This is a genomic window from Flagellimonas lutaonensis, assembly GCF_000963865.1.
Lineage (GTDB): Bacteria > Bacteroidota > Bacteroidia > Flavobacteriales > Flavobacteriaceae > Flagellimonas_A > Flagellimonas_A lutaonensis.
This window is the reverse complement of sequence record NZ_CP011071.1, coordinates 2,273,817-2,295,853: the sequence shown is the minus strand read 5'-3', so window position 1 is coordinate 2,295,853 and position 22,037 is coordinate 2,273,817. Positions and strand designations below refer to the sequence as shown.

General features: G+C 45.5%; 20 protein-coding genes. 11 read left to right on the top strand and 9 right to left on the bottom strand.

Annotation, left to right across the window (positions count from 1 at the left end; genetic code table 11):
- Positions 1 to 202: 202 nt before the first annotated feature.
- From VC82_RS10705 to VC82_RS15930, 5 genes are all read left to right on the top strand, one after another.
- Positions 203 to 4,513 carry a beta strand repeat-containing protein gene (locus VC82_RS10705; RefSeq protein WP_157518058.1) on the top strand — a complete coding sequence of 1,437 codons (4,311 nt, stop codon included), beginning with the start codon at positions 203 to 205 and terminating at the stop codon, positions 4,511 to 4,513.
- Positions 4,514 to 4,516: 3 nt separating this feature from the next.
- Positions 4,517 to 5,680 carry a gliding motility-associated C-terminal domain-containing protein gene (locus VC82_RS10700; RefSeq protein WP_045802370.1) on the top strand — a complete coding sequence of 388 codons (1,164 nt, stop codon included), beginning with the start codon at positions 4,517 to 4,519 and terminating at the stop codon, positions 5,678 to 5,680.
- Positions 5,681 to 5,795: 115 nt separating this feature from the next.
- Entirely contained in the window at positions 5,796 to 6,530 is a 735-nt protein-coding gene (locus VC82_RS10695) for a M15 family metallopeptidase (protein WP_045802369.1), read from the top strand.
- A 40-nt stretch (positions 6,531 to 6,570) separates the two neighbouring features.
- Positions 6,571 to 7,338, top strand: a complete 768-nt coding sequence (locus VC82_RS10690) for a M48 family metalloprotease (protein WP_045802368.1) — start codon at positions 6,571 to 6,573, stop codon at positions 7,336 to 7,338.
- A 107-nt stretch (positions 7,339 to 7,445) separates the two neighbouring features.
- Positions 7,446 to 7,631: a DUF6747 family protein gene (locus VC82_RS15930; protein WP_045802367.1), complete on the top strand. Its 186-nt coding sequence runs from the start codon at positions 7,446 to 7,448 to the stop codon at positions 7,629 to 7,631.
- A 93-nt stretch (positions 7,632 to 7,724) separates the two neighbouring features.
- Here VC82_RS15930 and VC82_RS10680 read toward each other — a convergent pair whose 3' ends face one another.
- The gene (locus VC82_RS10680) at positions 7,725 to 8,114 is read right to left on the bottom strand and encodes an ankyrin repeat domain-containing protein (RefSeq protein ID WP_045803392.1); all 390 of its coding nucleotides are present in this window, start codon (positions 8,112 to 8,114) and stop codon (positions 7,725 to 7,727) included.
- Between the two features lie 196 nt (positions 8,115 to 8,310).
- Between VC82_RS10680 and gpmI the strand changes: the two genes are divergently transcribed.
- Genes gpmI through VC82_RS10665 form a run of 3 tightly spaced genes read left to right on the top strand, consistent with a single transcriptional unit; the run spans position 8,311 to position 11,471 of the window.
- The gene (gene gpmI / locus VC82_RS10675) at positions 8,311 to 9,813 is read left to right on the top strand and encodes a 2,3-bisphosphoglycerate-independent phosphoglycerate mutase (protein ID WP_045802366.1); all 1,503 of its coding nucleotides are present in this window, start codon (positions 8,311 to 8,313) and stop codon (positions 9,811 to 9,813) included.
- A 48-nt stretch (positions 9,814 to 9,861) separates the two neighbouring features.
- Positions 9,862 to 10,680: a type I methionyl aminopeptidase gene (gene map / locus VC82_RS10670; RefSeq protein WP_045802365.1), complete on the top strand. Its 819-nt coding sequence runs from the start codon at positions 9,862 to 9,864 to the stop codon at positions 10,678 to 10,680.
- A gap of 26 nt (positions 10,681 to 10,706) precedes the next feature.
- Complete coding sequence (locus tag VC82_RS10665) at positions 10,707 to 11,471, top strand: class I SAM-dependent methyltransferase (protein WP_045802364.1); 765 nt, start codon at positions 10,707 to 10,709, stop codon at positions 11,469 to 11,471.
- Here VC82_RS10665 and VC82_RS10660 read toward each other — a convergent pair whose 3' ends face one another.
- The 8 genes from VC82_RS10660 to VC82_RS10625 are packed head-to-tail and all read right to left on the bottom strand — an operon-like array spanning position 11,472 to position 19,001.
- Complete coding sequence (locus tag VC82_RS10660; protein ID WP_045802363.1) at positions 11,472 to 12,476, bottom strand: FAD:protein FMN transferase; 1,005 nt, start codon at positions 12,474 to 12,476, stop codon at positions 11,472 to 11,474.
- Positions 12,473 to 12,841: a hypothetical protein gene (locus VC82_RS10655; RefSeq protein WP_045802362.1), complete on the bottom strand. Its 369-nt coding sequence runs from the start codon at positions 12,839 to 12,841 to the stop codon at positions 12,473 to 12,475. Before VC82_RS10655 ends, VC82_RS10660 begins: the two co-directional genes overlap by 4 nt.
- 52 nt (positions 12,842 to 12,893) lie before the next feature.
- A complete protein-coding gene (nqrF, locus tag VC82_RS10650) occupies positions 12,894 to 14,204 on the bottom strand; it encodes an NADH:ubiquinone reductase (Na(+)-transporting) subunit F (protein ID WP_045802361.1) in 1,311 nt (436 codons plus the stop codon).
- Positions 14,201 to 14,947, bottom strand: coding sequence for an NADH:ubiquinone reductase (Na(+)-transporting) subunit E (nqrE, locus tag VC82_RS10645; RefSeq protein WP_045802360.1), 747 nt, complete (start codon positions 14,945 to 14,947; stop codon positions 14,201 to 14,203). Before nqrE ends, nqrF begins: the two co-directional genes overlap by 4 nt.
- 12 nt (positions 14,948 to 14,959) lie before the next feature.
- The gene (locus VC82_RS10640) at positions 14,960 to 15,607 is read right to left on the bottom strand and encodes an NADH:ubiquinone reductase (Na(+)-transporting) subunit D (RefSeq protein WP_045802359.1); all 648 of its coding nucleotides are present in this window, start codon (positions 15,605 to 15,607) and stop codon (positions 14,960 to 14,962) included.
- Between the two features lies 1 nt (position 15,608).
- Positions 15,609 to 16,361, bottom strand: a complete 753-nt coding sequence (locus tag VC82_RS10635) for a Na(+)-translocating NADH-quinone reductase subunit C (protein ID WP_045802358.1) — start codon at positions 16,359 to 16,361, stop codon at positions 15,609 to 15,611.
- A 5-nt stretch (positions 16,362 to 16,366) separates the two neighbouring features.
- The gene (locus tag VC82_RS10630; RefSeq protein WP_045802357.1) at positions 16,367 to 17,647 is read right to left on the bottom strand and encodes an NADH:ubiquinone reductase (Na(+)-transporting) subunit B; all 1,281 of its coding nucleotides are present in this window, start codon (positions 17,645 to 17,647) and stop codon (positions 16,367 to 16,369) included.
- A 1-nt stretch (position 17,648) separates the two neighbouring features.
- Positions 17,649 to 19,001, bottom strand: a complete 1,353-nt coding sequence (locus VC82_RS10625; RefSeq protein WP_045802356.1) for a Na(+)-translocating NADH-quinone reductase subunit A — start codon at positions 18,999 to 19,001, stop codon at positions 17,649 to 17,651.
- A gap of 154 nt (positions 19,002 to 19,155) precedes the next feature.
- On the opposite strand from VC82_RS10625, the gene VC82_RS10620 reads away from it, so the two are divergent.
- From VC82_RS10620 to apaG, 3 genes are read left to right on the top strand one after another with little or no spacing between them, the layout of a single operon-like run.
- Complete coding sequence (locus VC82_RS10620) at positions 19,156 to 20,400, top strand: type IX secretion system plug protein (protein WP_045802355.1); 1,245 nt, start codon at positions 19,156 to 19,158, stop codon at positions 20,398 to 20,400.
- A gap of 29 nt (positions 20,401 to 20,429) precedes the next feature.
- A complete protein-coding gene (locus VC82_RS10615; protein ID WP_045802354.1) occupies positions 20,430 to 21,623 on the top strand; it encodes a DUF3667 domain-containing protein in 1,194 nt (397 codons plus the stop codon).
- Between the two features lie 3 nt (positions 21,624 to 21,626).
- On the top strand, positions 21,627 to 22,013 hold the full coding sequence (gene apaG / locus VC82_RS10610; protein ID WP_045802353.1) for a Co2+/Mg2+ efflux protein ApaG: 387 nt from the start codon (positions 21,627 to 21,629) through the stop codon (positions 22,011 to 22,013).
- Positions 22,014 to 22,037: the final 24 nt, after the last annotated feature.

Below are 22,037 nucleotides of genomic sequence, written 5' to 3'. Positions count from 1 at the left end.
AAAAATTTGCCACCTCTAAACTTTTGTTAATTATTGGCAGCTACCTAAAAAGTACCCTGAAATCGACCTAAAAATAAGGTATGTGGCAACGTGTTTCCATTCACCCATACTCCGCTACATTTTGACGTATAAAATTAGGCCGATTCAAAGAGAAAGTTACTTTTGTTAGTCTGGTCATAATTCCCTGTAAATGTCTTACAACATGAGAACTGCTTATTTTATCTTGACAATGATCCTGGCCACTGTTTTTTCGGTGAACGCACAGGTAAAGATTGGTGATAATCCACAAAACATAGACCCCAATTCGGTTCTTGAGTTGGAAAGCAGTTCACGTGTGTTGGTCATCTCAAGAATGGGCGATGCACAAATGAACAGTCTCAATCCCCTTCACGGTGCCATGGTGTACAACACCGATACCCAATGTGTACACTACTACGATGGTACCCAGTGGGTAAACCTTTGCAGCGAACAGAATACCACCAATGTGAGCCTTACCCTTAACGATGATGAACTGGTACTGACCGACAGTGATGGAAACACGGTGAGTGTCACCCTTGAGGGAGTTGGGGTGCAAACTTTTACCGCCGACCCGGTGGTAAACAACCAAGCAACCGTGGTCATTACCCAAACCGGCGACAATTTTAATTTTGAGGTGGGCAGCATTACAGGGGAAAATGTGGTCGATGGCTCCATCAACGGGTTTCTTGACATTCAGTTCAACTCGATCAGCTCTGACCAATTGGCACCCAACTCGGTAGGGCAACAAGAACTGCAAGACAATACGGTGGCCGATGCCGAAATCGATTACGATCAGGTCACTTTATTGGATTTTACAAATGATGCAGGTTTTATCACCGGCGCGCAAATAGTAAGCCCAGAGCCTGGCAACTCATTGACCGACAATAATGGCGCCTTTTATGACGATGGACCTTTACAGACCGACATTGCCAACAACAACAACTTGATAACCAACCATATTTCAAACGATGGGGATTTGAGTGATCAGAATGAAATACAAGATGCCTCGGAAGTAGAGGTAAATCCTATAGGTAATCTGGGCAGTAACAATGTCCAAACGGCATTGGAAGAACTACAGGGTGATGTTGATAATCTAAATGCTGGAGGTGCAAATACAGATGAGCAAGATATTTTCACAAACGGAAATCCTGGTAACATCGGCATTGACAATGGTTCTATCATCAATCTAAACGTAAATGATGCCGACTCAAACCCTAACAATGAGCTACAAACACTTTCGTTGGCGGGTAACAATCTTTCCCTTTCCAATGGCGGAGGCACTGTTCCCCTGCCGTCGGGGGCAGATGGCGTTATATCTAACATAACTACCGCTGGCAATAATCTTGTAGTTACTGGTGCAAATGGAGGATTCAATGGTAACGTTCCGCTTGAAGCATTGGTTGACAATGCGGTTTCAAACAATGGTTTTTTGACAGCTGAAGTTGACGGCAGTGTCACAAATGAAGCAATTACAAACGCCAAGCTAAATGGAAATATCTTGGAAATCACCGAAGGTGGAAATTTACTCACTGCAGATCTTAGCGGTCTTTCTGGGGGTGGAGCTGACGGAGTGATTACAGGTGTGACATTAAATGGAACCGATCTTATATTTTCTGGGACAGCACCAGGGTTCAACGGAACTGTTCCATTAGGTGGTATAGATACAACCCTTGATGAGATCGCAGTCGATGCTTTTGTTTCCAATAACGGCTATCTAACTTCAGAATTGGATGGTGACCCCACTAATGAAATTGAAATTCCTCCAGGTGGTTCAAATGGTCAAGTTTTAGCAACCGATGGTTTAGGAAACTATTCTTGGGCCACTGTAGGTGGTGGTGGAGTAGATACTAATGATTTTGTGAATGACGGTAATTTAACTGGTGAAACACTAAATCTTATTGGTACTGGTGGGGGTGCTGGTACCACCGTGGACCTCTCTCCCTTCGCCCTGGACACCGATGTGGCGGCCAACACCGCACTGATAAACGGGCACATAGCGGCCGACAACGACACCGACGACACGAACGAACTGCAGGACGCAGTGGCCGTGCCTTACGACCCAACCGCATCGGGCCTCGCGGCAACCAACGCACAGGCCGCCATCGACGAGATCGCCGCCGCTGGAGGCGCCAACGACTTCATCAACGCGGGCAACCTCAACGTGGAGAGCCTTGAACTGACCGGCACCGGCGCGGCAGGGGCCACCGTGGACCTCTCCCCCTTCGCCCTGGACACCGATGTGGCGGCCAACACCGCACTGATAAACGGGCACATAGCGGCCGACAACGACACCGACGACACGAACGAACTGCAGGACGCAGTGGCCGTGCCTTACGACCCAACCGCATCGGGCCTCGCGGCAACCAACGCACAGGCCGCCATCGACGAGATCGCCGCCGCTGGAGGCGCCAACGACTTCATCAACGCGGGCAACCTCAACGTGGAGAGCCTTGAACTGACCGGCACCGGCGCGGCAGGGGCCACCGTGGACCTCTCCCCCTTCGCCCTGGACACCGATGTGGCGGCCAACACCGCACTGATAAACGGGCACATAGCGGCCGACAACGACACCGACGACACGAACGAACTGCAGGACGCAGTGGCCGTGCCTTACGACCCAACCGCATCGGGCCTCGCGGCAACCAACGCACAGGCCGCCATCGACGAGATCGCCGCCGCTGGAGGCGCCAACGACTTCATCAACGCGGGCAACCTCAACGTGGAGAGCCTTGAACTGACCGGCACCGGCGCGGCAGGGGCCACCGTGGACCTCTCCCCCTTCGCCCTGGACACCGATGTGGCGGCCAACACCGCACTGATAAACGGGCACATAGCGGCCGACAACGACACCGACGATACGAACGAACTGCAGGACGCAGTGGCCGTGCCTTACGACCCAACCGCATCGGGCCTCGCGGCAACCAACGCACAGGCCGCCATCGACGAGATCGCGGCAGCGGGAACAGGAAATAATTTGTCAAACACCAACTTAGCTCAAACCGAAACTTTAAGAACTTATGAAGTTGGATCTGGAGAATCTTTGGTTTTCACTGGACTTGGAAATATTGGCTTTGGCAATGGCGCCAACCCTCCATTGAGTAAATTTCATTTTGCGGGAGAAGTACGAGTTGAGGGTATAAATTCAGCGGATGGTACAGCTGCAAATCCCGCTTTCCGATTCGTAAATGACACTGGACTGGATACTGGTATTTATCGACCAGCTGCCGATGAAATAGGCTTTTCCGTTGGAGGTTTTGAAGCTCTTAGAATTGATGAACCTACAACAGGGAATACAAATGTTATTATAAATCAAAGTCTAGAACTAGGAGGTGTACTCTTAGATGCTGATGGTGATTTGGGAACAAATGGTCAGGTACTCTCTGCAACTGCTACAGGCACTACAGATTGGATTACTCCTGCCGGTGGCACAAGTACTCTTAATAATGGTCAGATATTTATTGGCGACAACAGTAACAATCCAGTAGGACAAACAATTGGAGGTGATGCTACATTAGCAAACGACGGCACACTGACCATCGCGAACAACGCCATTACCTCAGCCAAAATCTTGGACGGCGATGTGCAGAACGTGGACATCGCCACGGACGCGGTCACATCTGCGAACATACTCGACGCCTCAATCCTAGCAGCCGATTTAAGCGATATGGGGGCAACAACTACTGGCCAAATCATAAAGTGGGATAACACGGCGGGGCAGTGGACTATCGGGTCAGACAATGACTCAGGGGCAATAAATGAAATCCCCGGGGCCGTGTTGTTTGCGGATCCGTCAGGGAATGCCATCACTAGTGACTTTAACAATCTTTTTTGGGATACCAGTAGCCAAGCCTTGGGTATTGGTACAAATTCTCCAAATCCCTCTTATCGACTAGATGTGAACGGTTCCACCTTTTCCAATACATATGTAGCTGGTAATGGATTGCTAGGCGACCCTGCTTTTGGGTTTGGAAGTTCGGGCACAGGCATGTATCGCGATGGCAACGATTTGGCCTTTTCGGTAGCAGTCTCTGAAATTATGCGGATGACCTTAGGCGGCCAAGTGGGCATCGGTTTGACCAATCCTGCTGAAAATCTTCATGTCGCTGGCAGAGTCAGGGCTGATGGGGGATTTGTTTCAAATATTACAACAATCACAGTACCAGACTACGTCTTCCAACACTATTTTACGGGCTTTTCAGAAATTGACCCAAACTATACTTTCAAAAGCCTTGCTGACATTGAAAATTTCTTAAAAAAGAACCATCACCTGCCCGGTATCAAATCAGCAGCCCAAGTCAAATCAGAAGGGGTCTGGAACTTGAGCGAATCAAACCTTCAAAACCTCGAAAAAATTGAGGAGCTCTTTCTGCATACCATCGAGCAAGAAAAGAAAATCAAGGCTTTGCAAGCACAGAACCACGAACTGAACAGCGAACTGAAGACCCTTAAAAAAGACATGGCCGAAATCAAGGCGATGTTAAAAGCCAAAAACTAAAGATTGAAACAATTTCTCAACATAGCATTTTTATTGGGTGTGACCTTGACCTATGCCCAAACCGCCCTTTATAACAGCGGTAACCTACGGGTGCACAGTACTGGGCAAATGGGCTTTCATACCGACCTTGTCAACAACGGCACCTTTGATGCCAACCAAGGGCTAGTCGGGTTTTATGGGGTGGCGCCGATCAGGGTCTCGGGGGCCTTCCCCACACAATTTCAAGATATGGAGATCATGGTGGCAAACGGCCTTTTACTCGATACCCCTATGGGCGTGACCAACAATGCCAATTTTATCGATGGTGACATCATCACCCCCAAAAACATCATCGACGTCTATTTTGAGTTTATGGACGATGCCTTTTTTACGGGCGAGAACGACTTGGCCAAAGTAAATGGCTTTGCAGCGGTTTCGAACAAGCAGTTCTTTTCGTTTCCGGTAGGCGATGAAGACCAACTGCGCCCCTTGGTCATGGATTCTGACCGTACCAACGAACTGGCCCGCTGTGCCTATTTTTTTGAAAATCCATCAAACCCAACATCATTGCCAGAACGGTTTGACATTGATGATAAAGTACGTGACATCGGCGGCATCTCTTCAAACGAGTTTTGGGTGCTGCAGGGCAGTGTACCCTCTACCGTTACCATCAGTTGGAACCCCCGAAGCAATCTTACTGCCTTGGCGACGCTGCCTGAAGACCTAGTGGTTGTGGGATACAATATTGCGGCCCGGCAATGGGTAGTTTTGGGCAATACGGCCTTTGGTGGCGACATACAACAGGGCTTTATAACTTCTGAAAAGTTTCTGCCCAATGACTTTGCGGCCATTACCTTTGGCACTGTACCCTTGCCCACCGACACGTTTGCAGTGAACAACCCCACGCTGGGCAATTACTTTTTGAGTCCTGATGGGGACGGCATCAACGATTTTCTGGTCATAGAGGGCATGGAGGCTTCGCCCAACAACTCGCTGAGAATTTTTAACCGATTTGGGCAAATGGTTTACGAGAAATTTAATTACACCAATGAGTTCAACGGGTTCTCGAACCTTGATAATCTTGTGATCAACCGAGAAATCGGGCTTCCTGAGGGGGTATACTTTTATTTGGTAACCTTAGACGATTTAGAGCTTGAATATCAGGGATTTCTGTTTTTGAACCGATAGTACCAACTCAATGATTGTTTCGATAGAACACAGCATATTTTTTGCTTTTTTGAAAAGGGCACCGTATTTGTTACAACCGTAATGTATAAGTTTGTTATCTAAACTTTCATCACCGATGCAACGACGTTCTTTTATCAAAAACTCTGGTATGGCCGGTTTGGCCATCGCTGCACTGCCCCAAAATGTCTGGGCCTCGCCACAAGAGTTCTCAACCGAAGAATTAATGGGCAAGGCCGATATTGAACTTTTTGGCGAGGGCATCAACCTGCGAAAAGAGGCCCATGATGCCTTTGTAAAAATGAGGGCTGCCGCCGAAAAAGATGGTTTTGCCATTCAAATGGTATCGAGTTTTCGTGATTTTTACCGTCAACAGTCGATTTGGGAGCGAAAATATATTCGATATACCGAAGACGATGGTATGCAACCGATGGAGGCCATCGAAAAAATCATCGAATATTCTACCATACCGGGCACCAGCAGGCACCATTGGGGCACCGATATCGACATCATCGATGACAATGCACAGACCAATGGCGATGTACTGGTTCCAGAAAAATTTGAAAAAGGGGGGCCTTTTGAAGGTTTTAAGCTTTGGCTCGATGAAAATGCGGAAAAATTTGACTTTCACTTGGTCTATACCAACGATCCCCGGCGCAAGGGTTTTAAGTATGAACCTTGGCACTACAGCTATGCCCCGCTTGCTATTCCGATGCTTACCGCCTACCGTAAACTCAATGTGGTGAAGTTGTTGTCGAAAGAAGATTTCTTGGGATGCGAGCACTTTACCACTGGTTTTTTGAAGACCTACATCCAAGACAATATTTTGGACATCAACCAAGACCTTCTTTAGTGTTTTTTGTATCTTACCAATGTATTGAACACGAACAGCCATGAGAAGTAGGGGCAGCTGGAAAATCCGTATACTTATTGGTCTGGCCATTGTGGCCTTCGCCTTTGTGCAACGATGCAGCAATAAAGAAGAAAACCCATACACCGGAAGGGTCCAGAACATCAACATGACCGCAGAGCAAGAGATTGCCATCGGCCTTCAAAGCGCCCCGCAAATGGCGCAGCAGCACGGTGGGCTTTACCCAGACGAGCGTTTGCAGGCTTTTGTTGATGCCGTGGGCAAAAAGTTGGTGAACAGCAGTATTGCGCGTGAGACTCCCTATCAATACGATTTCCATCTTTTGGCAGACGATAAGACCATCAACGCCTTTGCACTGCCAGGCGGGCAATGCTTTATCACCTATGCTCTTTTCAAGAAACTTAACGAAGCGCAATTGGCCGGCGTACTGGGGCACGAGATAGGGCATGTCATCGGGCGCCATTCGGCCGAGCGAATCGCTGAGACCAATTTTTGGAGAACCGTATCAATGGGTGCCAGTGTTGGTGCCGATGCAGGCGATATCGTGGGCAGTATCGGCCAAAACACTTTGTTGAAAAATGGCCGTGACGATGAGTTGGAAAGCGATGAACTGGGTGTACTCTTTATGATACGGGCGGGCTATGACCCATACGAAATGATCGAGGTCATGAAAATATTAAAGGCGGCGGCAGGACCGAACAGAGTTCCCGAGTTTCAAAGTACCCACCCTGATCCTGAAAACCGTATCCAAAAAATCAAAGCGGCAATAGAAAAGTATAAAGGTCGATGATATCTGCCTTTGGCCGATAATTTGCCGCATTAGAACGCTTTTTTGTATCTTTATTTTTCCCGAATGCTTACTCCTAGGATTTAATCCCTTATAGCTGTGAATGATTAATGACGAAAACAGACTATATGGGGACACTATTACACTTCAAAAATCTTTACATCGAAGCCTTTGACAACTGTAAACCGGAATTTCTGGTCATATGTTTAAAGGTGTATTCGGTATTCTGCGCAATAATGCTTTCGTTGGGCCTTTATGCGCTTTTGTACCGCGTTTTTACCGGGTATGATTTTTAAAATTCATTTACTCTTTTACTTGAACACTATATTTGTAAATGAAAAAAACCCATTGCTTGGCAATGGGTTTTTTGATTGATGAAAAACCCCGTATTACTTTTTCATAGCAGCTTTCAAGACTTTTAAGGCATCCATTGCGTTCGAAAGCTCGGCGTGCTTTACAGCGGTAAAGCCCTTGTCGCACCTTCTTTTGACATCGGCACCATTGGCCAACAACACTTGCAAGATCTCTGCCTTGTTATAACGTGCGGCATAATGGATGGGGGCCATTCCCAAAGATTTCTGGTTTACATCTTCCCCAAGCTCGATCATTTTTTTTACCGTGGCGACATCGCCCTTCATAATGGCCGTGCAGAAAGAATTCAGTTTAAAGTCTTCAATTAGGTCAATGTCTTTTGTAACTTTGACCGGCCCTTTCAGGGCACTGACCTGTGCGACACCAAAGGCACAGACCAACAACAGTGTTAGGATCGTTTTTTTCATGATGAATAATTTTGATTTAGATATGATTGACATCTAAATAGACGACAACAAAAGCCAACCGTTACATGATTAACAATTAAATAACTCAATTTTAACAAGATGCGCAACGAGAAGGACTCTTTTATAATTTTTCAGCAATAAATGGCGCATTTCAAAGCAAATAAGTGAATTTACACCAACTGATTTTTGACTCCCTATGAATAAGAAAGTTATCTTGATGATTTTGGATGGATGGGGAAAATCTCCCAACCCAGAAGTATCTGCTATAGAAAAGGCGAACACCCCTTTTATCGACTCCCTTTACACAAAATATCCCAACGCCGAATTGCTGACCGATGGCATGAACGTAGGACTGCCCGAGGGGCAGATGGGAAATAGCGAAGTAGGCCATATGAACCTGGGTGCCGGTAGGATCGTTTACCAAGATCTGGCCAAAATCAACAAGGCTGTCAAAGAAGATACCTTAAAAGACGAACAGGTGTTGGCAGAAGCGTTTGAGTATGCCAACAAGAATGGTCGAACGGTCCATTTCTTGGGTTTGGTCAGCAATGGTGGGGTACACAGCCATATCGATCACCTGAAGGCCCTTGTAAAAGCGGCACATGACAAAGGTGTTTCCCGGTCGTACATCCATGCCTTTACCGATGGGCGCGATGTTGATCCAAAAAGCGGCAAAGGTTTTCTGCAAGAGGTGGTCGATTTTTGTCGGGACAAGAACACTCAGTTGGCATCGGTCATCGGCCGTTATTATGCGATGGACCGGGATAAGCGTTGGGAGCGGGTCAAATTGGCCTATGACCTGATGGTACACGGTAAGGGAGAAGTTTTCGATGATGTCTCGCAGGCCATGCAGCAAAGCTATGACAATGGTATCACCGATGAGTTTATAAAGCCTATACTGCTCGATGAAAATGGAACCATAAAAGACGGTGATGTAGTCATATTCTTCAACTTCAGAACAGACCGTGGCCGTGAACTTACCGAAGTGCTCAGCCAAAAAGATATGCATGAGCACAACATGCATAAATTAGACCTGTATTATGTTACCATGACCAATTATGACGATACGTTCAAAGGGGTCAAGGTAATTTACGACAAAGAAAACATCAGCGAAACCTTGGGCGAGGTATTGTCAAAACATGGCAAAAAGCAGATACGGATTGCCGAGACCGAAAAATATCCGCATGTCACTTTTTTCTTTAACGGTGGTCGAGAAGAACCCTTTGAAGGTGAAGAGCGTATTCTGTGTCCTTCGCCCAAGGTAGCCACATATGACCTCAAGCCCGAGATGAGCGCATATGAGATAAGGGGTGCCATTATTCCGAAGCTAAAAGAAGGTACTGCTGATTTTATCTGTCTGAACTTTGCGAACCCTGACATGGTGGGGCATACCGGTGTGATGGAAGCCGCTATAAAGGCATGTGAAACGGTAGACGAATGTGCAAAAGATGTGATTACCGCTGGTCAAGAAAACGGTTATTCAACCATTGTTATAGCCGACCATGGCAACTGCGATACGATGATCAACCCCGATGGTAGCCCCAATACGGCGCATACTACCAATCCCGTGCCGTTGATAGTGGTCGATAACGATATCAAAGAAGTAAAAAGTGGTGTACTGGGCGATATTGCCCCCAGCATCTTGAAAATGATGGGAATTGAAAAACCTGCGGCCATGACCAGACATACCTTAATTTGATTTCGACCTTGACAATCCATTAATCGAATTCGACTTATCTTTGCCCACATGTTGAAAATCAAGACACTGGAAGAAATAGAGTTGATGCGCGAAAGCGCATTGGTAGTCTCAAAAACGTTGGGCATGCTGGCTTCTGAGATAAAGCCCGGTGCGAATCCGTTGAAGCTCGACAAAATGGCCGAGGAATTTATTCGTGACCATGGTGCCGAACCTGGATTTTTAGGTATGTACGATTTTCCGAACACCTTGAACTGGAGTCCGAATGCACAAGTTGTGCATGGTATCCCCAACGATGAGCCCTTGAAAGACGGCGATATCGTCTCAGTCGATTGTGGAGCCTTGAAAAATGGATTTTACGGCGACCATGCCTATACGTTTGAAGTTGGTGAAGTGGCGGAAGAGACGAAGAAATTACTAAGAGTCACCAAAGAATCTTTGTATATAGGCATTCGCCAATTCAAGGCCGGAAACCGCGTCGGTGATGTCGGCTATGCCATTCAAAACTACTGTGAAAGCCATGGCTATGGTGTGGTTCGAGAATTGGTGGGCCATGGTCTGGGCACCAAACTGCACGAAGCACCCGAAATGCCCAATTATGGCAAGAGAGGCAGGGGCAAGAAATTTGTCGACGGTCTGGTCGTGGCCATTGAACCCATGATCAATATGGGCACCCGACGCATAAAACAACTAAAGGACGGTTGGACAATTCTTACCGCCGATGGCAAGCCAAGCGCGCATTTTGAACATGACGTGGCATTGGTCAATGGAAAGCCCGAGCTTTTGTCAACGTTTCAATACATCTATGAGGCATTGGGCATCGAAACAGATGAGGAAGCCGAATTCAGAAGCAAACAACTTCAGCTCTAATCATTCTTTCCCTTTTAAGCGCTAGAATGAAAAAGGCATTCAAATATCTGCTCAATCTTTTGCCAAGGCCCTGGTTGATCAAGTTAAGCTTTTTTATACGCCCGTTTCTTGCCTTTTTCTTCAAGGGCAAAAAATACACGGATCCCATTGATGGGAAAAGCTTTCGGAGCTTTTTACCGTACGGATACGAAAATCCACGTGAGAATGTACTCTCGCCCTCTACCCTTTCGCTAGAACGCCATCGCCTGCTCTGGTTGTTCCTGAAAAACGAAACGGATTTTTTTAAGAGCAACCTGAGGGTGCTCCATTTTGCACCTGAGCAGGCATTCTATAAACGTTTCAAAAAACTAAGGAACATCACATATGTTACTACTGACTTAAATTCTCCCTTAGCTGATATCAAAGCCGACATATGCAACTTACCCTTTGACAATAACTCCTTTGATGTGGTGCTGTGCAATCACGTTTTAGAGCATATACCCGATGACAAAAAGGCAATGCAAGAGCTCTATCGCATTATGAAACCGGGCGGTTGGGGCATTTTTCAGGTTCCTCAAGACCTGGGCCGTGCCACCACTTTTGAAGATGACACCATTACCGACAAGAAAGAAAGGGCCAAAATTTTTGGCCAGTATGACCATGTACGCATTTATGGCATGGATTATTTTGAGAAGTTGGGAGAAGTGGGTTTCAAGGTTAAGGCGGTTGATTATACCCGACAACTTTCAGAAGAAGAAATAAACAGGTACCGTTTGGCCAAGGGCGAACTGATACCGCTGGTAGCCAAATGATCACTCTAGCACCAAAGCCTCAAAACCGCTGGTCATAAACTCTTGTGTTTCCCCCTTTTCATCCAAATAAATAATATAGGCCTCCAAGTCGGTCTGTTCTTTCAATACCTCTTTCGATTCTTGAAGCTCCATGGCCATAAAGGCCGTGGCAAAGGCATCAGCAGTAGCGCAATCGTCAGCGATCACACTGGTGGCCAACACATTTGAATTCTTGGTATAGCCCGTTTTCGGATCTATGGTATGCACATACTTTTTACCTGTGTTTGGGTCTATGCGGAACTTTCGATAATTGCCCGATGATGCCATGGCCTTGTCTTTTAGGGCAATAATTTTTTTGAGCCTTCTGCCGTTCTCGACCTGGGGATCATCGATGCCAACAGACCAAGGCTTATCAGAAATAACATTGATGCCCTTGGCCAATATTTCTCCACCTACCTCGATGAGGTAATTAGCGATTCCCCTTTGGTCGAGCATTTTTCCCAATCGGTCAATAGCGTACCCTTTCGCAATGGCATTAAAATCGAACCGAATACTTGAATATTTTTTTGAAATCGTGTTGTCTGGTTTCAGTTGCACCTTTTCCCATCCAACAAATTGCAGTAAACTGTCTACGGTGATGCTGTCCATTTCTTGTTGCTCACCAGGGCCAAAACCCCATGCATCTACCAACACGCCCACTGTGGGGTCAAAATAGCCCTTGGTTTTTTGGTGGACTTCTTTTGACAACAGAAACACCTCTTTAAACATATCATCGACCACAAGAGTGGTGTCACCATTATTGATTCTTGAAATATCTGAGGTGGAAATATAGGTGGACATCGATTTATTGACCACTGCAAACACCGAATCGATATCTTTTTGGTAATCCAATTGCCGGTCAGCAATAAAGGTAATGGCGTAGGTGGTACCCAACGCCTGGCCAACATGCTGGTTCTTGACCCCTAGTTCTGGGGTGCAACCTACGCATAGGGCCAGTATGGCAAATATGGCAAACCGTTTTCTCATGTTATCTCTATCAAACCCTGATATTCTACTATATAATCTTCATTCAGATATACCGGCAATTCTCTATTGGCGGCATTCGAAAGGCCCACACCCGCGTAATACGTTTTGGCCTCAAACTTTGCCGCATGTTGCTTTACCTTCTGCATCAGTTTATCATCATAAACCGAGGGGTCTGAAGGATATTCGATATTTCTGACCACTATAAAATGTAATTGCTTTTCTTTTAAGCACACGAACTGGGGGTTCTTCTTTGGTTTGCTGTTCACGGCCATAAACTCAAAACCATCGGCCTGCAATTCACGGCCCACAATGTTCATGGCCAAGTTGTGCAATTCTTGTTTGGTAAGTGCCCTTCGCTCTTCCATTTATAAAAAAACCGATGCAGGGGCATCGGTTTGGTTATTTTAGTTTTTGAAATTATCCTCCAAAATCATCGAACCTGATGTTCTCGTCAGGAATTCCAAAGTCTTCGCCCATTTTCTGTACGGCCTTGTTCATCAATGGTGGCCCACAGAAATACAGCTCTATATCTTCGGGTGATTCATGATGGTTCAAGTAGTGCTCGATAACACAGTTATGGATAAAACCAACAAAACCATCGCCCTCTTCATCATTGATATCTTTCTTCACCTTCCAATTGTCTTCTTCCAACGGCTCAGAAAGTGCCATATAGAACTTAAAGTTTGGAAACTCTTTTTCCAATTGTTTGAAATGATCAATGTAGAAAAGTTCACGTTTCGAACGACCCCCATACCAATAGGTAACCTTTCGGTCTGTTTTCATGGTCTTGAACAAATGGTACAGATGCGATCGCATCGGTGCCATTCCTGCTCCACCACCTACATATAGCATCTCGGCATCAGATTCATTGATGAAGAATTCACCAAATGGACCTGATATGGTCACTTTGTCTCCCTTTTTACAGTTGAAAATATATGAGGAGGCAACCCCAGGGTTTACGTCCATCCATCCATTCTTAGATCGGTCCCATGGCGGGGTGGCAATACGAACGTTCAGCATGATTTCGCGCCCTTCTGCTGGGTAAGAGGCCATTGAATAGGCCCTTTCAACAGTTTCGGTATTCTTCATCACCAAAGGCCATAGGTTGAACTTGTCCCACTCGGTTTTGAACTTTTCGGGATCATCGTGCTCTTCAGGATGCGCGGTGATATCAATGTCTTCATACTTGATTTCGCAGGGTGGAATTTCAATCTGAATATACCCTCCTGCCTTGTAGTTCATGTCTTCAGGAATCTCGACCACAAACTCTTTTATGAACGAGGCCACATTGTAGTTTCTGACAACAGTGGCTTCCCATTTTTTGATACCGAACACCTCTTCAGGAATGGTGATTTCCATATCTTGCTTGACCTTAACCTGACAGGCCAAACGGGCGCCCTCTTGCAGCTCTCGCTTAGAAAAATGGGGAGTTTCGGTCGGTAAAGGCTCGCCGCCACCTGATAGTACATGGCACTCGCACTGTATGCAGGTTCCCCCGCCACCACAGGCCGATGGTAGAAAGATTTTTTTGTTGCCCAAGGTAGTCAAGAGGGAGTTACCAGATTCGACCTCAAGCTTTTTTTCACCATTGATGGTTATCGTTACGGGGCCCGAAGGTGAAAGCTTTTCCTTTGTAATAAGCAGCAACGCCACCAAAAGCAAAATCAAGATAAGAAACGCAACTACGGTAATCAAAATGGTACCTACGGTACTGGTAGCTAATATCATTTTTCTTCGTTTATGACTTCGTTAAATGAGACCTCTTTTTCTTTGTCTTCCAACTCTTTTTTCACTTCTTCTTTATCAACCTTTTCTACAGTGGTCGGCATAGGCTGTTCTGGCGGTTCGTTGTCGCCGGTGAGCATACCACCGAAACTCTGAAAACCAATACCCATAAGGCCGGTAATAATAAAGGTAATACCCAATCCGCGTAGTGCAGGGGGTACATTAGAGTACCTAATCTTCTCACGGATGGCAGCTATTGCCAAAATGGCCAAGAACCAGCCAATGCCCGAGCTAACCCCATAATTGAAAGCCAAGCCCAAGTTTGGTATTTCCCGTGCTTGCATGAAGAGCGAACCACCCAATATGGCACAGTTCACCGCAATCAACGGCAAGAAAATACCCAATGAATTATAAAGTGCCGGAGAGAATTTCTCGACCACAATTTCTACCAACTGTACCATTGTCGCAATCGTGGCGATAAATAGGATGAACGACAAAAAACTCAAATTGTAATCGGCGTATTCAGGACCTAGCCAGGCCAAAGCTCCTTCTTGAAGCAGGTACTGGTCCAAAAGCCAGTTGAGCGGCACCGTAACGGCCAAAACAAAAATGACCGCTGCACCAAGGCCAACAGCTGTACTGACCTTTTTTGATACCGCCAAATATGAACACATTCCCAAGAACACGGCAAAAACCATGTTATCGATAAATATTGACTTGAAAAATAATTCTATATGCTCTAACATCTGAAATATATTTTATGCTTCTTCTATCAATGCCCTATTGCGGGAGCGTTGTACCCAAATAATGATGCCGACGACAATCAGTGCTGCCGGAGGTATGATCATGAAACCATTGTTTTCATAGCCGATTGAATATAACCCAGTTTTTGCAATGGGGTCACCCAATACCTGATAACCCAGCAACGTTCCAGAACCCAATAGTTCCCTAAAAAATCCGACAATTATAAGAATGACACCATAGCCCAATGCATTGCCAATGCCGTCTAAAAACGAGCGCCAAACGCCATTACCGAGGGCAAATGCCTCAAAGCGCCCCATGATGATACAGTTGGTAATAATCAATCCCACAAAAACCGAAAGGGTCTTGCTCAACTCATATGCAAAAGCTTTTAATACCTGGTCAACGATAATTACCAATGCTGCAATGACCACAAGTTGAACGATAATTCTAATTTTAGAAGGAATAATATTGCGCATCAAAGACACGACCACATTACCCACCCCCAAAACAAAAATTACCGATATGGCCATTACTATTGAAGCTTTAAGCTCGGCCGTTATCGCCAATGCTGAACAGATACCCAATACCTGAATGGTTATTGGGTTATTGTCCGTCAATGGGTCCAAAATCAAATTTGCATCTTTTTTTGAAAGTAGTGCCATCTTAGTTATTTCTTAATGTTTCCAAATAGGGTCTATAGATTTTGAGAGTTTCGTTGATCATAGCAGTTACTCCATTGCCAGTAATGGTGGCACCTGCCAACGCATCAACCTCATTGTCATCTTTATCTTGGTTCAAAGGGTCATTGTTCCCCTTCACCACGGCTATGCCCTTAAAGCTGTTTCCATCCAATACGGATTCCCCTTCAAAGTCGTCCATAAAAAAGCGCATTTTAATATTTGCCCCAAGCCCGGGAGTTTCGGCCTTATGGTCAAAATAAACACCTTGCACGACCATGTTCTCATCCAGCGAAATGTAGCCCCAGATGGCATCCCACAATCCTTTTCCGTACATGGGCAGAATATAGAATTTCTTGCCATCTTTTTCTCCCACAAATAATGGAAACTTGGCCTCATTGCCTTCTTTAAAGGCTTTCAACTGCTTTTTCATATCGATGAGGAAAGCCTCTGGGTCTTCTTGAGCATTTCCGTTGGGATCGATGACCAATTGTTTTTTGATATACTTTGAAAATTCTTCCTCGACCCTTTCAGTGGGAACAAAGTTTACCCCACTATCGCCATCGTTCTCGTTAACACCCATGGCGTAGAGAATGTTCTGCTGTTTTTCAAAACGCTCGTTCTTCTCGATGGCCGGGCGCAGACTAGAGGCCAAAAAAGCCAATATCGATCCCACGACGGCCACCATGATGGTCGCGAAAATTACGGTATACGTGTTCTTTTCGGTATTGATTGCCATAGTAATTAAACAGTTTCAGCTTTAAGTGCTTGTTTTTCTTCAGAAATTCTAGGATAAATTTTGGCGTTTTGCCATCTTTTAAATCGTCTTCTGATATTGCCCCTTATCACATAGTGGTCGATGGTGGGCGCAAAGACGTTCATCAACAGAATGGCCAAGAACACCCCTTCTGGATAGGCCGGGTTAAACACACGGATCATGACCGATAGAAACCCTATTAAAAATCCGTAGATCCATTTTCCCCTATTGGTCTGTGAGCCTGTGACCGGGTCGGTTGCCATGTAGACAATGCCAAAGGCAAGGCCACCCACGATAAGATGCTTCCAATATTCAAAGCTCATAAGGCTATAGAACTTGCTGTACTCAGCTATCCAACCCATGTCTACGACCCAGTTGAATATGAGCCCCATTGCCAACGAACCTATAACGGCACTAACCATGATACGCCAGCTTGCGATTTTTGAGAAAATGAGGAACAACCCGCCCAAAAGGATCAAAAGGGTGGAAGTCTCACCAACCGAACCGGGAATAAAGCCGAAAAACATATCGGCCACATCAAATTTCTGGGCCATTTCGGCCGTATTACCCTGGGCCAGATAACCCAATACTGTTTCACCAGAAATGGCATCTGCTGTACCGGTCCTATCAACGGCACCGTGCACCCATACCTTGTCACCACTCATCCAAGTGGGATAGGCAAAGAACAGGAAGGCCCGGATGGTCAGGGCCGGATTCAAAATATTCATGCCCGTACCTCCAAATACCTCTTTACCGATAACCACACCAAAAGCAACGGCAACGGCCAACATCCAAAGTGGGGTGTCAACAGGAATGATCAATGGCACCAACATACCCGTTACCAGGTATCCTTCCTCCACTTCATGCCCTTTGATCACGGCAAACAAGAACTCAATGGCCAACCCCACACCGTATGAAACGATGACCAAGGGCAGCACCGTAATGGCCCCCAGCCAAAAATTGTCCCAAGTCAAGAAATGCTCGAACAACGAGAAATTTTCTGGATATCCATTAATGGCCGAATAATGTTGGTAACCTGCATTGAACATGCCGAACAGCAAGCAGGGTACCAAGGCCATGATTACAGTGTTCATGGTACGCTTTAAATCGTCTGCGGCCTTTACATGGGTACCCCGACCATGCGTGGTCTCATCTGGGGTATACAGAAACGTATGCAGGGCATTGAATGCCGGAGCCCACTTACTATCTCTATAGTGGTGCTTTAAAATGTGCAGCCTTTTCTTTAAAGTAAGTCTCTTATCACTCATGTTATCCTATTTCTTGGTATAGTAAATCAAGTCCTTCCCTGATTATTTTTTGGTGCGGTTGTTTTGATATACAGACAAACTCTGTAAGTGCAAAGTCTTCGGGGGCCACTTCGTAAAGGCCCAATTGCTCCATCTCATCCAAATCTTTGACCATGCAGGCCTTCAACAATTGAAGTGGATAGATATCGAACGGAAATACCTGTTCGTAAAGCCCAGTGACCACAAAGGCCCTGTGCTCGCCGTTGGTATTGGTATCAAGGTCATATTTCTTATTGGGCTTTAACCAAGAAAAGGTCAGCGCCCTTGTCGGCGAAATTTTGTTGAATACCGGTTTGTTCCACCCGAAAAACTCATAGTCATCTCCTTCAGGTATGGCCGTAACGGTATTGTTGTAGAAACCCAAATACCCATCAGGCCGCACTTTGTAACCAGTGAGCACATCACCGTTGATCAACCTGAATTTCTTTAAATCGACCCCGCTTGCATACAAAAAGGTAGAAATCTCGGCCCCAATTTTAGTGGTATAGTACTTGGGTGACTTGACCGCAGACCCTGCCAATGCTACGGTGCGCTCGGCATTGAACTTGCCGGTCAACAGCCACTCGCCCATAATGATCAAGTCTTGGGGCGCAATCGTCCAGACCACCTCTCCCTTGTTGATGGGGTCTATCTTATTGATTTGGGTGCCCACCAGACCGGCAGGGTGTGGCCCTGAAACTTTATGCAAGGTAATACCCTCTATTTTGCTGAAGGGCGATGTGGAAGTATTGCCCACAGATACGTGTATAGTGCCCGGGGTAAGTTTTGATAGGGCATCGATGGCCGCCTGTACTTCTTTTTCTTTTCCGCGTAAGACATAATCTACGTCAGCCGCCAAAGGAGCCGTTGTATAGCCCGAAATAAAAATGGCCTTGGGCACCAAATCGGGATTGGCGACAATGTCATACGGACGCTGCTTGATAAACGGCCAACAACCAGACTTCAAAAGGGCCGTTCGAATTTCATCGGCGTCGGCCTTTTTCAAATCAATTTTATCATGGGTCAGGTACCGCTGTTCCTTATCGGCCAAAATCTTTATGGTCAATATCCTTCGCCGTGCACCGCGAACAATCTCTACCAACTCACCGCTAACGGGCGAGACAAAGAGCATCTCTTCAATTTTCTTGTTGAAGAAAATAGGCTCGCCGGCTTTTACCTCGGCACCTTCTTTGATCAACATTTTTGGCGTAATCCCGTGGAAATCTTCTAAATTGAGAGCGTAAACATTGCTGGTAACGGCTTTCGAAGTAGTCTGTTCTGCAGCCCCGACAAGGTTGATGTTCAACCCTTTTTTGATTCGGATGTCTTTAGACATATTATAATAGACCTTATGGTTATCAAAAATTGCACGCAAATTTACTACTTAAAGGATTGTTTTCATAATTATCAACCAAGAAAAATGGCATTACAACGAGCTTGCTTTGGTCGGCATACTTTTTGTTTACCTTTATCCACAAAATAGGCCCTAAATGCGCTTTTTGATCAAACAAGTTTTTCTGCTATTCTTCTCTTTCTCAGTAGTTGGCCAAGTAAAAGAAGAGGTAAATCCACCGCCGCACATCAAGACGATTATCTTCAAAGGGCCCACCGAAGATCAATTTCCGGTGGTTCAATTGGGCGAACGCATCGTTCTTGAGTTCGATGACCTGAGTGCTAGTGAGCAAGACTACTATTATAAAATTGTTCATTGCGATTATGATTGGACACCATCACAGCTACTAAAATCGCAATACCTCGACGGAACCGACAACCAACGCATCATCGACTATGAAAACAGTTACAATACCCTACAGCCCTATTCCAATTACCGATTAACGATCCCAAATGGCGAAGTACGCCTGAAGGCCAGCGGCAACTATGTGCTCGAAATCTATAATATGTACAACGAGCTGCAGTTTTCCCGGCGGTTTGTGGTCTACCAAGATTTGGTACGGGTGGGCGCTACAGTAAAGCGGTCGAGAGACTTTGACTATATCAACGAGAAACAGGTAGTACAGTTTACCATCAACACTTCAGGGTTTCAAGTGGTAAATCCGAAGAAAGAAATAAAGGTGGCCATTATTCAGAACCACTATTGGCCGACAGCCATTTACAATGTGCAACCGCAGTTTACCATAGGAAACGAACTTGTCTATAAATATGATAAAGAGACCAGTTTTTTCGGGGGAAATGAATTTTTGAACTTTGACACCAAAGACCTAAGGGCGCCTTCTTTTGCCATTGCACGAATAGAATTTAAAGAGCTTTATCACCATTACTTGTTCACCAACCAATATCGTTACGACCAGCCCTACACCTATTTTCCTGATATTAACGGTGATTTTTTGGTGCGCACCCTTCAGGGAGACAATGTTTCGCGCGAGGCAGAGTACTCAGAGGTCCATTTCAGTTTGCCCTACAGCAATATTATTGGCTTGAACGAGGTGTACGTGGTGGGCAAATTCAACAACTACGACATCGGAGAAGAGAACAAAATGGCATTCAATGAAGACACGGGCAATTTAGAGCTCACCTACCCCATCAAGCAAGGGTTCTACAATTATAAATATGTGGTTAAAAATGATAATGGCGAGCTAGATTTCAACTTGGTATCAGGCAATTTTCATTTTACCGAGAACAACTACCTTATCTTGGTCTATTACCGTAACTTCGGGGACCTCTACGACAGCATAATCGGCATTGGCACGGCGAACTCAAGAGATATCAGCAATTAACTTATCTTTAGTGTCCAAACAAACCAAAAATGGGCAAGGGCAAAGGGCTTATCACCAAAGGCCGGTACGAGCTTAGGTTTCGCGGCAACCAGTGTTTGAATTGCGGGCACCCACTGGATATCAGCGACAAGTATTGCCCCAATTGTTCGCAGGCCAACAGTACCAAAAAACTGGTTCTCAAAGATTTTTTAGACGAGTTTTTTTCAAGTCTGGTCAACTACGACTCAAAATTGCTCAAAACCCTGTATACCCTATTGGTCAAGCCAGGCACCATCACCAAAGACTATATAGCTGGAAAAAGGGTTTCGTACACCAACCCGTTCCGGTTTTTATTGAGCTTGGCCTTTATCTACTTTTTGCTGTTCACCTATGATAACGACCTATATAAACTCGACCAACTCAAACTTGACGAAAAAATACGGGACAACGGGAATCTTAACTTCTCGGTAGACCCCTCTGCCATAAGAATCGACAGCCTTAACGGCAACGAAAACATAGTGGTGCCATTGGGTCAGATCGATTCTTTGGCGAAAGAGGATCCTAGACTTTCAGAGAATCTCGATCAGCTCGACTCTTTGAATGTGTTCATTCAAGAAAACATCGAAAGAGAAAGAATATCCGATTCTTTGATGTTGGCAGACCCCAAACAATACTTTGGGAAACTACAGAATGAAAAAAAAACCAGTTTTGCAGACAAGTTGGAGTTTTTCATCGCCATGATACGCAAAGACTCGCTTTCAAGCTTCGAAGAGGCCCAAGAAAAATATGGTGTAAAAGCCTCTTTGGGCAACAGGATCAGCTATAATGCCTCAAAAAGTGTTTTAAAGGCACTTGCCCAACCGGGCACCTGGTTGAACGACACAATTTCACAGTTACCGTTCATCGTATTTTTCTTTCTTCCCATCTTCACCATCTTTATTTGGGTGGTGTACATCCGCAAAAAATATACCTATACCGATCATTTAATCTTTAGTTTCCACAACCAGTCATTATTATTTATCTTGCTCATCCTTAGCCTGATCGTAGACGGTGTTTTCAACATAACAAGCGCAGGACTTTTTCTATTGGTGTTTGGCGTTTACCTTTATAAGGCGATGAGAAATTTCTACGGACAAGGCAGGTTTAAAACGATTGTTAAATACATTTTTCTGAATACGGTTTTTGCCTTTTTGGCACTTTTGAGCATAATTTTACTGTTTACGGGAAGTGTTTTTACCTACTGAGCCATGATTACACAAGTTACCAAAGGAATCAAAGTTTCTGTACAGACAAGTTTTGAGGGTACATTCTTTAAAAACTACAAGATGCACTATGCCTTTGGCTATACCATTACCATTGAAAACCAAAGTAAGGATGTGGTGCAACTGACGGCACGCCATTGGGACATCTTTGACTCGCTCAAGGAAAAAGAGACGGTGGACGGCGAGGGTGTAATCGGCAAAAAACCTGTGATACAGCCGGGCAAATCGCACACCTATAGTTCAGGATGCCTATTGGCATCGCCCATTGGAGCCATGCGGGGCTTCTACCACATGGTCAATTTTTCTTCTGGTGAAGAGTTTGAGGTAGAAATTCCCACCTTTAAGTTCGCGGCCCCTTTTGCCATGAACTAAGGTTTTTCAATTACTGATTATTGA

What these genes read in the sequence shown, in the direction of transcription:
- VC82_RS10705 (WP_157518058.1), top strand. Translation starts at nt 203, where the DNA reads ATGAGAACTGCTTATTTTATCTTGACAATGATCCTGGCCACTGTTTTT.
- VC82_RS10695 (WP_045802369.1), top strand. Translation starts at nt 5,796, where the DNA reads ATGCAACGACGTTCTTTTATCAAAAACTCTGGTATGGCCGGTTTGGCC.
- VC82_RS10690 (WP_045802368.1), top strand. Translation starts at nt 6,571, where the DNA reads ATGAGAAGTAGGGGCAGCTGGAAAATCCGTATACTTATTGGTCTGGCC.
- VC82_RS15930 (WP_045802367.1), top strand. Translation starts at nt 7,446, where the DNA reads ATGACGAAAACAGACTATATGGGGACACTATTACACTTCAAAAATCTT.
- VC82_RS10680 (WP_045803392.1), bottom strand. Translation starts at nt 8,114, where the DNA reads ATGAAAAAAACGATCCTAACACTGTTGTTGGTCTGTGCCTTTGGTGTC.
- gpmI (WP_045802366.1), top strand. Translation starts at nt 8,311, where the DNA reads ATGAATAAGAAAGTTATCTTGATGATTTTGGATGGATGGGGAAAATCT.
- map (WP_045802365.1), top strand. Translation starts at nt 9,862, where the DNA reads ATGTTGAAAATCAAGACACTGGAAGAAATAGAGTTGATGCGCGAAAGC.
- VC82_RS10665 (WP_045802364.1), top strand. Translation starts at nt 10,707, where the DNA reads ATGAAAAAGGCATTCAAATATCTGCTCAATCTTTTGCCAAGGCCCTGG.
- VC82_RS10660 (WP_045802363.1), bottom strand. Translation starts at nt 12,476, where the DNA reads ATGAGAAAACGGTTTGCCATATTTGCCATACTGGCCCTATGCGTAGGT.
- VC82_RS10655 (WP_045802362.1), bottom strand. Translation starts at nt 12,841, where the DNA reads ATGGAAGAGCGAAGGGCACTTACCAAACAAGAATTGCACAACTTGGCC.
- nqrF (WP_045802361.1), bottom strand. Translation starts at nt 14,204, where the DNA reads ATGATATTAGCTACCAGTACCGTAGGTACCATTTTGATTACCGTAGTT.
- nqrE (WP_045802360.1), bottom strand. Translation starts at nt 14,947, where the DNA reads ATGTTAGAGCATATAGAATTATTTTTCAAGTCAATATTTATCGATAAC.
- VC82_RS10640 (WP_045802359.1), bottom strand. Translation starts at nt 15,607, where the DNA reads ATGGCACTACTTTCAAAAAAAGATGCAAATTTGATTTTGGACCCATTG.
- VC82_RS10635 (WP_045802358.1), bottom strand. Translation starts at nt 16,361, where the DNA reads ATGGCAATCAATACCGAAAAGAACACGTATACCGTAATTTTCGCGACC.
- VC82_RS10630 (WP_045802357.1), bottom strand. Translation starts at nt 17,647, where the DNA reads ATGAGTGATAAGAGACTTACTTTAAAGAAAAGGCTGCACATTTTAAAG.
- VC82_RS10625 (WP_045802356.1), bottom strand. Translation starts at nt 19,001, where the DNA reads ATGTCTAAAGACATCCGAATCAAAAAAGGGTTGAACATCAACCTTGTC.
- VC82_RS10620 (WP_045802355.1), top strand. Translation starts at nt 19,156, where the DNA reads ATGCGCTTTTTGATCAAACAAGTTTTTCTGCTATTCTTCTCTTTCTCA.
- VC82_RS10615 (WP_045802354.1), top strand. Translation starts at nt 20,430, where the DNA reads ATGGGCAAGGGCAAAGGGCTTATCACCAAAGGCCGGTACGAGCTTAGG.
- apaG (WP_045802353.1), top strand. Translation starts at nt 21,627, where the DNA reads ATGATTACACAAGTTACCAAAGGAATCAAAGTTTCTGTACAGACAAGT.